Annotated in this window: 14 protein-coding genes; 5 read left to right on the forward strand and 9 right to left on the reverse strand. The window is 71.4% G+C overall.

Features of this window, described 5'->3' with window-relative positions:
• Window positions 1-590: 590 nt before the first annotated feature.
• Window positions 591-794, forward strand: coding sequence for a DUF5703 family protein (locus tag MXD58_RS08610; RefSeq protein ID WP_248840298.1), 204 nt, complete (start codon window positions 591-593; stop codon window positions 792-794).
• Window positions 795-864: 70 nt separating this feature from the next.
• On the opposite strand, the gene MXD58_RS08615 is transcribed toward MXD58_RS08610, so the two are convergent.
• Window positions 865-1,290 (reverse strand): hypothetical protein, encoded by a 426-nt coding sequence (locus MXD58_RS08615; RefSeq protein WP_248840299.1) that lies wholly within the window; start codon window positions 1,288-1,290, stop codon window positions 865-867.
• 315 nt (window positions 1,291-1,605) lie between these two features.
• Between MXD58_RS08615 and MXD58_RS08620 the strand changes: the two genes are divergently transcribed.
• Window positions 1,606-2,583 (forward strand): LLM class flavin-dependent oxidoreductase, encoded by a 978-nt coding sequence (locus MXD58_RS08620; RefSeq protein WP_248840300.1) that lies wholly within the window; start codon window positions 1,606-1,608, stop codon window positions 2,581-2,583.
• Between the two features lie 112 nt (window positions 2,584-2,695).
• Here MXD58_RS08620 and MXD58_RS08625 read toward each other — a convergent pair whose 3' ends face one another.
• Complete coding sequence (locus MXD58_RS08625) at window positions 2,696-3,964, reverse strand: ABC transporter substrate-binding protein (RefSeq protein WP_250609176.1); 1,269 nt, start codon at window positions 3,962-3,964, stop codon at window positions 2,696-2,698.
• Between the two features lie 133 nt (window positions 3,965-4,097).
• On the opposite strand from MXD58_RS08625, the gene MXD58_RS08630 reads away from it, so the two are divergent.
• Window positions 4,098-4,727, forward strand: coding sequence for a TetR/AcrR family transcriptional regulator (locus MXD58_RS08630; RefSeq protein WP_250609177.1), 630 nt, complete (start codon window positions 4,098-4,100; stop codon window positions 4,725-4,727).
• A gap of 103 nt (window positions 4,728-4,830) precedes the next feature.
• Here MXD58_RS08630 and MXD58_RS08635 read toward each other — a convergent pair whose 3' ends face one another.
• The 7 genes from MXD58_RS08635 to MXD58_RS08665 all read right to left on the reverse strand — a co-directional run bounded on the left by MXD58_RS08635 (window position 4,831) and on the right by MXD58_RS08665 (window position 10,783).
• The gene (locus tag MXD58_RS08635) at window positions 4,831-5,505 is read right to left on the reverse strand and encodes a TetR/AcrR family transcriptional regulator (RefSeq protein WP_248840303.1); all 675 of its coding nucleotides are present in this window, start codon (window positions 5,503-5,505) and stop codon (window positions 4,831-4,833) included.
• 139 nt (window positions 5,506-5,644) lie between these two features.
• Window positions 5,645-6,553, reverse strand: coding sequence for an SDR family NAD(P)-dependent oxidoreductase (locus tag MXD58_RS08640; RefSeq protein ID WP_248840304.1), 909 nt, complete (start codon window positions 6,551-6,553; stop codon window positions 5,645-5,647).
• Window positions 6,550-7,764, reverse strand: a complete 1,215-nt coding sequence (locus MXD58_RS08645; RefSeq protein WP_250609178.1) for an amidohydrolase family protein — start codon at window positions 7,762-7,764, stop codon at window positions 6,550-6,552. The genes MXD58_RS08640 and MXD58_RS08645 overlap by 4 nt, the downstream gene beginning before the upstream one ends.
• Window positions 7,765-7,832: 68 nt before the next feature.
• Complete coding sequence (locus MXD58_RS08650) at window positions 7,833-8,837, reverse strand: Rieske 2Fe-2S domain-containing protein (RefSeq protein ID WP_248840306.1); 1,005 nt, start codon at window positions 8,835-8,837, stop codon at window positions 7,833-7,835.
• 479 nt (window positions 8,838-9,316) lie between these two features.
• Window positions 9,317-9,805 carry an FAS1-like dehydratase domain-containing protein gene (locus tag MXD58_RS08655; RefSeq protein WP_248840307.1) on the reverse strand — a complete coding sequence of 163 codons (489 nt, stop codon included), beginning with the start codon at window positions 9,803-9,805 and terminating at the stop codon, window positions 9,317-9,319.
• 148 nt (window positions 9,806-9,953) lie between these two features.
• Window positions 9,954-10,358: a Zn-ribbon domain-containing OB-fold protein gene (locus MXD58_RS08660; RefSeq protein WP_248840308.1), complete on the reverse strand. Its 405-nt coding sequence runs from the start codon at window positions 10,356-10,358 to the stop codon at window positions 9,954-9,956.
• Entirely contained in the window at window positions 10,355-10,783 is a 429-nt protein-coding gene (locus MXD58_RS08665) for a MaoC family dehydratase (RefSeq protein ID WP_248840309.1), read from the reverse strand. Before MXD58_RS08665 ends, MXD58_RS08660 begins: the two co-directional genes overlap by 4 nt.
• A 172-nt stretch (window positions 10,784-10,955) precedes the next feature.
• Here MXD58_RS08665 and MXD58_RS08670 point away from each other — a divergent pair, with 172 nt between their 5' ends.
• Both MXD58_RS08670 and MXD58_RS08675 read left to right on the forward strand, forming a co-directional pair.
• Window positions 10,956-11,762 (forward strand): thiolase C-terminal domain-containing protein, encoded by an 807-nt coding sequence (locus MXD58_RS08670; RefSeq protein WP_248840310.1) that lies wholly within the window; start codon window positions 10,956-10,958, stop codon window positions 11,760-11,762.
• 519 nt (window positions 11,763-12,281) lie between these two features.
• Window positions 12,282-13,082, forward strand: a complete 801-nt coding sequence (locus MXD58_RS08675) for an ABC transporter ATP-binding protein (protein WP_248840311.1) — start codon at window positions 12,282-12,284, stop codon at window positions 13,080-13,082.
• The last annotated feature ends 249 nt before the right edge of the window (window positions 13,083-13,331 follow it).

Consider the following 13,331-nt stretch of genomic DNA (forward strand, 5'->3'; position numbering starts at 1 on the left):
GGGCAGGGCCGGGCCGCGCTACGCCGGGCCGCGCTACGTCGCGCCGCCTACGGCACTGTGGGTGACCGCCACCGGTCCGATGTGTCGGCTCGGTGCGTGGGATGGAGGCTTCGGGCCGCTTTTGACGGCTCCGCGTCCGATTTGCACCTGTCAAAGCGGCCCGCGGCAGCTCAGCCACGCACGGCCGGCGGCGGCTGGTGGCTGGGGGTGACGTCGGGCGGGCGAAAGGCGCACGCAGGCCCGCGTCCCGGCCGGGGTGAGAGCGGTGTGACCGTTATGACTCGATCCGCGCCACGCGGCATCGGTGATCTCGGGCCGAACAATCCGTGGACCATGAAGCCTGACCAGCGGGCTTGATCCATAGGAAGCCGCTTGGCTCGGGGCGCTTCCCGGCAGACGGTCCCGGTAGCCGGCCGGGGCCTGACATGCGCGGGCTTCCGGCCGTCCGTGCGCAGGGAGCCTTGCGGCAGGTAGCGGGACGGTTAACGTGATGGGACCGCACGGTGATCGGCACGCTCGCCTCGTCGCGCCTGAGCGCGAACTGCCCATCGGGTGCGGCTTGGTATCCGTCACGTCGAGGTCAGGTCACATTGGCTGGTGTCGAGCTCGAATATCAGAATCTCTACCTGCCGCCGAGCACGGACCGCCGGGCGGCCGTGCAGATCCTCACGATGCACGCCGAGTTCGGTGACTGGGAGCTGGACCGGTTACGGCTGTTCCCGGACGGTTCCCGCCGCGTCGTGCTGCGCCGCCGTCGGCGCCCCGGCGGCCTGCCGGGCTACCTGCCCACCTGAGGCTGGCCCCCGGAAGCCAACGAGCCCCGGCGGCGAGCCCCGGAAGCCAACGAGCCCCGGCGGCGGCGGTTCAGCCACCGACCTCCTCGCGGACCTGGATGGGGGTCCGCACCTCGACGGCGTCGGGCGCGACGCCGTCGGCCTGCAGCTGACGCCCCCACGGGGTGTCGCCGGGATCGTCGCGGCGGGGGCCGCCGGTCGCCGGGCCCAGGAGCCAGACGTCGACGCGGAACCACAGGTCACGCCAGTGCGCGCCGTCGTCGGCCCGCATCTGGCGGAAGCGGCGGCCCAGCGCCTGGCGGGCGACCTGGCAGGCGCCGTCCGCGCTGCGCTCGAATCCGCTGGCGGGCTCGGTCCAGTCGGCGTTCCAGCGCTCGCCGTTCGCGCTGACCTGGACGAGGTAGGCGTAGGTCGGCGGCGTCCGGGTGGCCTCGTCATCCCCCGGCCCGCGGGGGCCGGAGGCCGGAATCGTGTTGTTGGCCACAACGGCCATCATCTCACCGGGCCATCCTTCTGGCCGCGCGCGCCGCCCACGGTCGACCCGCGGCGCCGCTGAAGCCCGGCCGCGCCCTCGACGCAGCGGCGACTCGGGCGCGGGCCGTTCGGATGCTCCGGCCGCCCACCGGCACGAACAGAGTGAGGACGGGACAGGCCTTGCCTGTAGCGATTCGATATGGAATGAATCATATCTCGACTTCAACTACGCATGAGACACAAAATTCGACCGTGGGTTGGATCGTCCAGAGATCCGACTTCGGCAATGATCCGGGCCCGGCCATGGCCGTGGACCCGGTCCAGACGAGGAGCCTGAGTGTTCACCCTGCGGTTCGATCTGCGTGCGCCCGCCACCGGCGCGCCGGCCAGCGAGTTATACGCGGCAGCTCTGCAGATGTCGTCCTGGGCGGAGTCCCGGGGCTGCGTCAGCGTGATCGTCTGTGAACACCACGGCGCCGAGGACGGCTACCTGCCCGCCCCCGTGATCATGGCGGGTGCGCTGGCAGCCCGCACGACGACGGTCCCGATCATCGTCGCCGTGGTCGTGCTCCCGCTGCGCGACCCGGTGCAGCTGGCCGAGGAAATGGCGGTCGTCGACATCCTCTCCGCCGGCCGGGTCTCCTACGTGGCCGCCATCGGCTACCGGCCCGTCGAGTACGAGATGTACGGCGTGGATTTCCGCCGCCGCGGCAAGATCGCCGAGGAGAAGCTCGGCATTCTGCTGCGCGCGAAGACCGGTGAGCCCTTCGAGTACGAGGGCCGGCGCATCCACGTGACGCCGGCGCCGCACACCCTCGGCGGGCCGCTGGTGTTCTGGGGCGGCGGAAGCCCCGCCGCCGCGCGCCGCGCCGGCCGGCACGGCGTGGGCTTCTTCGCGCAGAGCGGCGACGCCGAGCTCGGCACGATCTACGAGCAGGCGGCCCGCGACGCCGGGCACGAGCCCGGCATGTGCATCCTGCCGCCGTCCGAGATGCCCGCCTCGGTGTTCGTCGCCGAGGACGTCGACCAGGCCTGGGACGAACTCGGCCCCTACCTCATGCACGACGTCCTGAGCTACGCGGCGTGGAACGACGACCTCACCGGCACCACCAGCCTGTCCGGCGCGACGACCGCGCAGGAGCTGCGCGCGGAGAAGCGCAGCCACCAGATCCTCACCGTGGACGAGGCCGTCGCCCTGGTCCGCACCGGCATGCCGCTGAGCCTGCACCCGCTGATCGGCGGCCTGCCACCCGAGATCGCCTGGCGCTACCTGAGGGTCGTCACCGACACGGTCATGCCGGCCCTGTCCGCCTGACCCACGCCGGACCGAACACGCGGACGGGCGGCGGGCCGATGCGCCCGCCGCCCGTCGAGGCGATGCCCCGGCCGACGCCGGCCGGAGCCGGCCGGAGCTGGCCGGAGCGCTGTTACTGCACGTTGAGGTGGTTGATGGGGTGCTCGGGGCGGTGGTAGCCGTCGAAGCGCAGCTCGCCGCCGCGCAGCTCCCGGATGGTCAGGAAGTCACCCTTGTAGCCCTTGTGGTCCCACGGGCCGAACTGGATGTAGGTGGCGGGGCCGCCGTTGGTCGCTGGCATCCAGCGGATGCGCTCGATGCCCTCCTTGACCTCCTCGGGGGTGGCCATCGACGCGCCCGCGATGCCATGGATCCCGACCCGGGCGGTGTCGTAGCCGAGCGCCACGACGACGTTCTTCGACACCCGACCGAAGCGCTTCTGGAACCGCTCGACCATGGCCTCGTAGTTCGGGTTGGTGCCGTCGACGCCGAGCTGGTCGACGCCGAGCTGGTCGACGCAGAGCTGGTCGACGCCGTGCCAGCCCTCCAGACCCTCGGCCCACTTGTTGGTGTTGGAGTAGAACATGAACGCCGTGCCCATGACGCGGGGCGGGTCCCAGTCGAGCTCCTTGAACGCCGCCGCGAAGTGGAAGGTGGCGTAGCCGTAGCCGCCGTAGTAGAGGGCGGTGATGCCGTCCTCGCGCATCGAGCGCAGGTGATCGACCAGGCCGCGCGGCGTCGGTCCGAGCTTGATGTCGCGGGCGACGGTCAGGCCGAGCTTGTTGCACTCGTCGCGGAAGAACCCGGCGTAGTCGCGCCCGGAGCTGCTCTGCTCCCAGAACATACCGATCTTGGTGTGCCCCTGGGCCTTGAGCCACTGCGCGCACATGACGCCCTCGGTGGGCACGTCACCGTTGGCGATGGTGAAGCAGTACTCGCTGGCGAAGCGCCACGCGCCGGTCCAGCCGATGACCGGGACCTTGCGCTCGTTCACCAGGTTCTGCATGGACAGCGAGTTGTCGCTGACCTCGGGGCCGAGGACGACCACACAACCCTGGTCGCACAGCCACTCGTAACCCTTGCGCGCCTTGGCGAAGTTCTCCCGCGGAAGTCCGCGGGCGTCGGCGACCAGCAGGCGCACCGGGCGGTCGTAGACGCCCTCGTTCAGCGCGTCCTCGAAGGCCAGGATCGTCGCGTTGATCCAGTCGAAGACGAGCTGGCCGTTCTCGATGTCCATCAGCAGGCCGACCTTGACGGGCTCGAACGGGTCGCCCTGGGTCTGCAGGCCGCGGGTGGGCGGGTACACCACGATGTCGGCGTACGCCTTCTCCCCGATACGCCCCCCACCCTCATACCACTTGGTGGCCTCGCCGGCGTCGGGCGAGTCCGTACCCGAGCGCACGTTGGTGACCGCGTGATCGGGATGCGCAACGCCGTGGTCCGTCGGCTCCGGGAACATCCGTTCGGCGAACTTGCCGTCCGAGGGGGAATTGGTCGTCGACCGCTCCGTCGCGAAGAAGGATCCAAATGATTACATGCCAGGCTATAATGTAAGTATGCAGCCGGCTGCCCCTACCAGCACAGACGCGGCCCAGGGCCGACCGCGGGACCCGCGGGTCGACGAGGGCGTCCGGCGCGCGGTGCTCGAACTGCTCGGCGAGAAGGGCTTCGCCGAGACGACGATCGCGGCCGTGGCACGCCGCGCCGGAGTGGGACCACCAGCGATCTACCGGCGCTGGTCCTCGCGGATCGCCATGATCGAGGACGCGGTGTTCCCCGGCTTCGACCAGGTGACGGTGCAGGCCACCGGCGATCTGCGCGGCGATCTGCGCCGCTACGTCGACGCCTTCGTCGAGACGTTCCACCAGCCGGCGGCGCGCGCCGCGCTGCCGGGCCTGCTGAGCGTCTACCAGTCCGACCCGGCCACCTACGCGATGGTGGGCGAGCGGGTCAGCGGCAGCGTGCGTCCGGGCTTCCGCGCGATGCTGGCCGCCGCCGCCCCCGGCGCCGCCGCGGGTGTGGACACCGACGACGTTCTCGACCTGCTGGTCGGCGCGGTGCTGTTCCACGTGTTCATCCGCTCCTTCGCCGGGCGGGACATGAGCAGCGACTACATCGTCGACCTCATCGCCCGCGCCGTCACGGCGGACGGCCACCCGGCGTAATCGCCCACCAGCAGCCGCGCCGCCAGCGCGACCAGCCCCCCAGCCCGCCCTGTCCCACTCGGTCGCGCCCAGATGGTGAGCGGATGCTGTTCCCCGCGCACCATCAGCCGCCGCCTGGCTGGTCCGTTCCGGCGGCGCTCGCGGACATCGCGTCGATCACCGGCACCACGGCGCGCCGCAGGTAGGCGCGCAGCCGCGCCTCCGAGGACGTCCTCGCGCTGTCGAACATGAGCAGGGAGTGCAGCCAGCGCACGGCCGTCTCGACGAGCTCGTCGAGGAACGGCTCCAGCGCCGTGTCGTAGTCGACGACCGGCGCGATGATCGGTCGCGCCACCGCGAGGGCGCGGGCGGACAGCGCGTCGTGGGTGTCCCAGTGCCCGCCGCCGAGCAGCGGGCGCAGCGCGGGTTCGGCGCGGAACTCCCTGCGCACCGCGACCAGGGCCTCGACGACGAACTCGCCCGCGGTCCGCGCCCGGCGCCGGGCGGCGCCGACCACCGTCTGGCTGACCTGCACGCCCACGGCCGTCAGCGCCGCGGAGACCAGCGCGTCCCGGGTCTCGAAGTGGGCGTAGACGGTGGGGCGGGAGACCCCGGCGGTCGCCGCGATCGCGCTGATCGAGGTGCGTTCGATGCCCCGGCGCCGAATACACGTCACCGTCGCGTCCACGATCTTCCCACGAAGGGAGGCAGCGCCCGGCCCGCCGCTCGGTCCCGCCGCACGGCCCGACCCGGCGGCGGCGGCCACGCCGCTACCGGCCATCTCGTGCGCGCGGTCCACGGGGCCCCTTCCAGAGCGGCGGAGCGGGCCAGGCCGATGCGGGCCCCGCCTTCCGGTCCGGTCCGATCAGGGTAGCCCTGCCGCACCGGCCGGCGTAGGCGGTCACCGGGATCGCCGGGACGACCGGCACCCGGCCCGGTCAGCCCGCCAGGCCGTGGTTCCCGGCCGGGGTGGGGTTGTCGCCGGCGGCGAAGCGCTCGGCGCGTTCGCGCAGCGTCGCCGCGGCGCCGTCCCGGCCGAGCATCAGGACGTACTCGCCCGCCCGAATGCCGGCGAGGACGTCGTCGGCGAGTTCGTCCAGCGGCTGGATCGGCACCTCGTGGCCGGCCCTCGCGGCGCGTGCGACGAGGGCCGCGACCGTCGTCGGCGCGGTCTCGCGGGGCCGTTCCCTGGCGAGCTGCGCGGGCCGGTTGCGATCGGAGGTCCACAGGCCGGTGTCGAGTAGCCCCTTGCCCGCGGGCAGGAACAGCGAGACGCCGATCGGGTGGCCCTCCTGCGCGAGCTGCGCACCCAGGCACTCGGTGAGGATCGACACCGCCGCCTTGCTCGCCGCGTACACCGACGCGCCCGGCATCGGCGCGACCGCACCGTCGCCGGAGGAGGTGTTCACGACGTGGCCGGGCTCGCCGGAGGCGATCATCCGCGGCACGAAGGCGCGGATACCGTTGACGACGCCGTGGACGTTGACCCCGAACGTCCACCGCCAGTCGTTCGGCGTGGTCTCCCACACCTTCGCCGCGGGCGGCCCGACGCCGGCGTTGTTCACCAGCACGTGGGTGCGTCCATGCAGGCGGAAGACCTCGTCGGCCAGCGCCTCGACCGAGGTGTCGTCGGACACGTCGGCGACCACGGCGCTGATCTCGGCGCCGGTCTCGGCCCGTAACGCCTCGACCGTGGCGCTCAGGGCATCCTTCTCGATGTCGGAGAGCACGAGGACCGCGCCGGCGCGGGCGAAGGCGAGGGCCAGCGCCCGCCCGATGCCCGCCGCGCCACCGGTGATGACGACGACCCGGCCGGTGAAGTCGGTGATCGTCGGGGCGGCGCTCACGCGGACGTCCCGTGGATCTCCTCGGCCGTCGGGCCGATCCGGTCGACGACGGGCGCGAGCGCGTCGAGGTCGAAGCCGTACAGCTCGGCGGCGTTGAGGCCGAGGATGCGCCGGGTGTCCTCCGGTCCGACAGCGCCGAAGCGGTCGCGCAGCCACGCACGGGTGTGCGGCCAGGTGCCCTCGGGGTGCGGGTAGTCGTGGCCCCACATCAGGCGCTTCACGCCGATCTCGGCGCGACGGTCGATCTCGACCTCGCCCATCACCGACGACGCCATCCACACGTTGCGGTGGTAGTAGTCCGACGGCTTCATCGTCATGCCGTCACGGAAGGTCGACGGCCCGAACTTGCGGGTGGAGTGGTCGCCCTCCCACTTCGCGTCCATCCGGGTGAGGATGTCCGGCACCCACCAGGCACCGTTCTCGGCGAGGGCGTACTTCAGCTTCGGGTGGCGCTCGAAGACCCCGCCGAGCAGCAGCGCCCACAGCGGCCGGGCCGCCCACCAGTACGCCTCGGTGGCGTAGATCGCCATCATGCCCGGCGCCCAGGTGTAGTCGGACGGGCCGACCCCGGAGTGGGTGTGCACGACGAGGCCGGCCTCGGCGCACACCGACCACAGCGGGTCGTACACCGGGTCGTTGTAGGCCGGGAAGCCGGTCCACTTCGTCGGGATCATGATCCCACCGCGGATGCCGCTGCGCGCCGCCCGCTCGGCCTCCTTCACCGCGGCGGCGACGTCGTGCAGCGCCGGGATGATCGCGATGGCATAGCGGCGCTCGGGGTCGTTCTGGCAGAACTCCGCGACCCACCGGTTGTGCGCCTTCGCGCCGGCCATGACCAGCACCGGGTCGCTGTCACCGGAGGACCCCAGGCCCGAGCCGAACGGCGAGGCCGACACGCCGCCGACACCGCCGGCGTCCGCGTCGGGGAACACGACCTCGGCGGCGACGCCCTCGGAGTCCATCTCCTTGGTGCGGATCACCGCGTCCCAGGCGCCCTCCATGCCGCCGTGGTCACCGATCTCGGAGTTCCACTCGGCGAGGAACTTCTTGTGGTCGTCCTGGTTGACCAGGGCGCTGGCCTGGATGTCGGCGGCGAGCGCGTCGTCGAAGGCCTGCCGGTACCGCGGGTCGATGTACTCGCGGTACTGCTCTGGTGGCAGGCCCGCGTGGGTGTCCGTGGAGATCAGAAGGTACTTCTCGCCCATGGCCATTCCCGGGTGCTCGGAAGGTCGGGGAACGTCGACCGGGTGGTCCGTGGACCGGCCCGGGGACGGGGCGCTCAACGCTGCGAGGTGTCCGCGGGCCAGGAGTAGAACTGCTGGCACCAGCGGCGGTGCTCGGTGATCCCCTTCTCGGACGGGCGCAGCACCGGCGGGTCCTTGAAAATCTTGTTCTCCCAGATCGGGATGTCCTGGCTGACGCCCGCGGTGAAGCCGTCCGCGGCCTGTTTCGTGGTGTCCTCGCCCAGCGCCCGCGGCGCGGTGAACACCCACCGGACCCACACGTGCTCGGTGTCGATCGGCGTGGTGGAGGACAGGAACGTCGTGTAGCCCTTCACCCGCAGGACACCGAGACCCAGGCCGTGGCCCTCGCGCACGAAGTTGCCGTCCATCCCGGTCGTGCGCTTGTAGTGCCCTTCGATGACGAAGTCCTCCTCCGGGATCGACGGCTGGCCGTGCACGTAGAGGAAGTGCGGGGTGTCGACGTTGTTCTCGGCCATGTCCTGGCAGCAGGTGGCGATCTCGAACTCACGCACCTCGATGGGCAGCCAGTCCGGGTCGTGGAACTCCGGGACCTCCGGCACCTCGTAGGTGGGTTCCGCCCGCTCCAGGTGGTGCCAGGCCCAGATCATGTGGTTGCGCTCAACCACCGGGTAGGTGCGGGCGCTGGCGGTCTTCGGGATGTGGTCGACGTCGTCGTAGGGCACCTCGACGCACGACCCGGTCGACCCCTCGAAGCGCCAGCCGTGGAACGGGCACTGCAGGCTGCCGTCGACGACCTTGCCGCCGACACCGAGGTTCGCGCCCAGGTGCGGGCAGTAGGCGTCGAACAGGTACGGCGTGCCGTCGGTGCCGCGGAAGAGCACCAGGTCCTTGCCGAAGTAGTACAGGTTCTTCGTCCGGCCGGGCTCGATCTCGTGCGCCTGGGCGACGACGAACCAGCCGTTGGGGATCGGGAAGGGGAAGCGCGGCCCGCCTTCGCGGCGCACCCGGGTCCGCTGGGACTGGTCGTAGAGCGTGTCCGGCCGCTTCGGCATCGGCAGGCCGACCAGGTCCTCACCCACCGTAGCCGTCCGCCCATTCCCGAGAAGGGAATCGGTCAGGCGGGACCCGTCGGAGATCGTCATGTGCTGCCTCCCAAAAAGCGAGCGCGGAGAGGGCAAAAGTCGAATCGTATATACGATTTTGAATCGGCACGGCGCCCGCCGAATCGATCACTGAACCATCATTCAACATGACTGTAGCCCGGATCACAATCGATACGCGGCCTGTATTTCGACCGCCTCCGGTGCGGGTACCGCGGGCCCTGGCAAGGTGTCCGCACGCACGAAAAAACCGCCGGTCCGACGGACACGGCGGTCGACCTCTCGGACACGGCACCGCCTCTCGGACACGGCACCGCCTCTCAGGGACGACACCGCCCCTCAGGGACGACACCGCCCCTCAGGGACGACACCGCCCCTCGGAGACGACACCGCCCCGAGGGGGCGGACGGGCGGCGGAGCTGGAGGGCGGGTCCGGCGGCGCCCGTCCGTCCCGCGGGTCAGGCCCGGTGCAGCAGGGTCATGACCTCGGCGACAGCGAGCTCGCCGTCGGCCTTGCGCCACTCGGAGCAAAGTCGGACGAAGGTCATCCTCTTGCCGCTCTTGCTGGTCGTGACACGGACGTCCTCGACCGATCCGGTGGCGCTCAGAACGTCGCCGACGAGCACCGGCGCGTGGTAGCTGAACTCCTGCTCGGCGTGCAGGATCATGCCGCCCTCCGCGCGCAGCTGGGCGATCACCTCGCCGACCTCTGCGGCGTCCTGCGGACGCGGCGGCTGCGGCTCCTCGAACGCGGCGAGCAGCCGCGCGGCGAAGGTGAACGTCGGCGGCGCCGGGATGGCCGGCAGGCCGATCTCGGCGGCGGCCTCGGGCCGGCGGTACACCGGCGAGGTGTCGGTCACCGCCGCGGCGAAGGCGGCGACCTGACCGCGCTCGACCACGACGGCGGCCGGCGGGAGGGAACGGCCGATCAGCTCGGTGGGGTTCATCGCGATGACTCCGGGAGTGGAAGGCGCCGGCGGCGGGCGGGGACTGCGGCAGCGGGAACGGCGGCAGCGGCAGCGGGAACGGCGGGCAGCGGGAACGGCGGCGGAACGGCGGGCGGGCGGCGGTGGGACCGCCGCACCGCACCGGGCATCAGGCGGGCCGGAAGACCGGGATGTGCACGTCCCCGACGTCGGAGAAATCGACCTTGAGCGCCATCCCGATGGACAGCTCGCCCTCGGTCACGCCGACGATGTTCGTCTCCAGCCGCGGGCCCTCGGTCAGGTCGACGATCGCGGCGATGTAGGGCACGCGCTCCTTGAACGGCGGAAGGTCGTTGGAACGCACCTCCGACCAGGTGTAAAGCGTGCCGGTACCGACGGCCTGCTCCCAGGAGACGTCCTCGCTCCAGCAGCTCGGGCAGAACGGCCGCGGGTACAGGTGCGCCTTCGCGCAGGCGCCGCAGCGGCGGATCAGCAGCTCGCCCCGGGCTGCCGCCTCCCACCAGGGCGCGGTCTCCGCCTCCACGGTGGGCAGGTCGTACCTCGGGCCGCTCATGCCGCCCGCCGCCGGGCAGCCGCGGTCGCCGAGCCGGTCAGCACGACGGTGCCGGTTTCGGTGACGACCTTGCAGTCCAGGCTGACGAGGTGGTTCGCCTCGTCCTTGCCCGTCACCACGATCTCGGTGGTGAGCACGTCGTCCGGCCATGCCTGGTTGGTGAAACGCACCTTGTACTCACGGAGGTTGCCGATGCCGACAAAGTCGGTCAGCGCGGTGCCGAGCAGGCCGGCGGTGAACATGCCGTGGCCGAACACCGAACGCATGCCGGCGGCCTGGGCCTTAATCTCGTCGTGGTGCATCGGGTTGAAGTCGCGCGACGCCCCGGCGTAGCGCACCAGGTCGGTGCGGGTGAGCTTGTGGGTGCGTACCGGTGCCTGCCCGCCCTCCTCGAGATCCTCGAAGAAGACTCCACCTTCATCCATGCGCGCTCCCGACGGTGCTCCGGTGGGCCCGGTCGAGCGGACCGGGATGACTGGCGTCCCGATCGGATAGTAAATACAAAATCCTTCCTCCGGCGCGATCGCCCCTGACGCGATCGGCCCCCGAAGGACGGCGACACGGTTCTCGGACGTTCCTCGGGTGAATGGAGAGCACATGACGGGGCAGGTGGCCGTCGTCGGCGCGGCACTCTCGGACTGCGGACGGGTGGACGCCGCGACCCCGTTCGCTCTGCATTACCAGGCCGCGTCACGCGCGCTGGCCGACGCGGGGCTGACCCACGCCGACGTCGATGGCTTCGGCTCGACCGGCCTGGGCGTGCTGGCACCGGTCGAGGTGGCCGAGTACCTCGGGCTGCGCCCGACGTGGATGGACTCGACCTCGGTCGGCGGGTCAACGTGGGAGGTCATGCTCGAGCACGCGGTGGACGCGATCCGCGCCGGCACCGCCAGGACCGTGCTCCTCGTCTACGGGTCGACCACGCGGGCGGACCTGAAGAAGCGGCTGCGCACCGCGAACCTCTCGCTGTCCTCACGGGGGCCGAGCCAGTTCGGCGAGTGGGAGGACTTCACCGTCTCCCCCGCCGCCGTCTCCGGCCAGCTCGCCTTCGAGCGCGCCGGGCTCACCCCGGCCGACGTGGACGTCTGCCAGTTCTACGACTCGTTCACCTCGACGGTGCTACTGACCTTCGAGGCGCTCGGCTTCTGCGGCCGCGGCGAGGGCGGCGCCTACCTGGAGGGCGGGACCATGCGGGTCGGCGGCCGGATGCCGACCAACACCGACGGTGGCGGCCTGTCCTCCTGTCACCCGGGCATGCGCGGGATCTTCCTGCTCGTCGAGGCGGTCCGCCAGCTTCGCGGGCAGGCCGCCGGCCGGCAGGTCCCGGACGCCAAGGTCGCCTGTGTGAACGGCACCGGCGGCTGGTTTTCCTCCACGTCCACCGTGCTGCTCGGCGTCCACTGAGCCTCGCTGTGATCAGCACGGATGGACCCGTCGGTCGGCGGGTCCGTGGAAGGTATCGAGCGGCCTCAGGTATCCGGACGGCAGGTCGCCAGCCGGCCCCGGACACCGCCGAGCGCAACCAAGTGGCATCAGTTGCACGATTCTCGACAACGTGATTGGTTTTACATTATCTGGAAGGGGCTTCGCGGAGGGTCATCGACGCAGTGACGGGTGGGCGTACATCACAGGCGCGGGCTCGCCCCCAACCGCCCTTGAGCATGACAATGACGTCATCGGCGTGATCGACAAGCGTCTGGGCCCGGCGACGTGTCCGGACCTCGAGCAGGCACTCGCGCCGACCCCCACAGGGCTGTCCAGCTCGACGATGACCAACCCCCTCCCCGTCTGGGGGCGCCGACCAGCGCCAGCACCCCCACCATCGGGGAAATCAGGCCCGCGGACCCCCTTGTGGTCCAGAGCACATTACGGATAGAAGCTTACGCATCGCCCGCCGTCGCCGGGCGCCAGCTTGGAGGCATGATGTCGACCCCGACCGCCGAAGCACCTCCGCCCACGGTCGGCGTGGACCCGCCGCTGCGCCTGAGTTCGATCAGCAAGCGGTTCGGTGGTGTGCGGGCGCTCAGCGACGTCTCGCTCGAGGTCGCTCCCGGTAGCATCCAGGGCCTCATCGGCCCCAACGGCGCCGGCAAGACGACTCTGTTCGACGTCATCTCCGGGATCACCCCGGCGAGCGAGGGCACCGTCCACTTCGGCGGCCGCAACGTCACGAAGTCCTCCGCTACCGGGCGCGCGCGCCTGGGCATGCGCCGCACGTTCCAGCGGGCCCAGGTGTTCAGCTGGCTCTCGGTCGAGGACAACGTGCTCGCGGCGCTGGAATGGCACGGAGGCGGCGGCGGCGTGCTGGCCGACCTGGTCACCTGGCCGAGCCGCCGGGCGTTGGAGAAGACCCGCCGCGAGCGCGCCCACGAGATCCTGGAGTGGTGCGGCCTGACCGGGCTTCGCCATACCGCCGCCGGATCCCTGCCGCTGGGCCAGCAGCGCCTCGTCGAACTCGCCCGCGCGATCGTCGACAAGCCGACGCTGCTGCTGCTGGACGAGCCGACCTCGGGCCTGGACCACGGCGAGGCCGACAAGTTCGGCGAACTGGTCCTGTCCCTGCGCGGCGAGGGCTGCGCCGTCGTGCTCGTCGAGCACGACGCCGGCTTCGTCATGCGGCTGTGCGACCGGATCGCCGTGCTGAACCTCGGGTCCGTCCTCGCCGAGGGCACCCCGGAGGAGATCCAGGCCAACCAGGCGGTCCGGGACGCCTACCTCGGCTAGTCCAGCGCCACGCACAGCGCACCACGCACCACGCACCACGCACCACGCACCACGCACAGCGCACCAGCAGCCCGCCCCACCCGAGCACATCCCTCCGGCGCACCGTCACCCGGCGGCCCCGGCCCAGGAGTCCCCGTATGCCACGTGTCATCCGATTAGGTGCGGTCCCCGCCAGGACCGGCGCGTCCTGCCCCGCAGCCGCCACCGCCCGCGACCCTCGTGTCGCCGCGGCCGGCCCCAGGCCCGCCG

Origin of the sequence: Frankia sp. AgKG'84/4 (assembly GCF_023242965.2) — a bacterium.
In the GTDB taxonomy this organism is placed as follows: domain Bacteria; phylum Actinomycetota; class Actinomycetes; order Frankiales; family Frankiaceae; genus Frankia.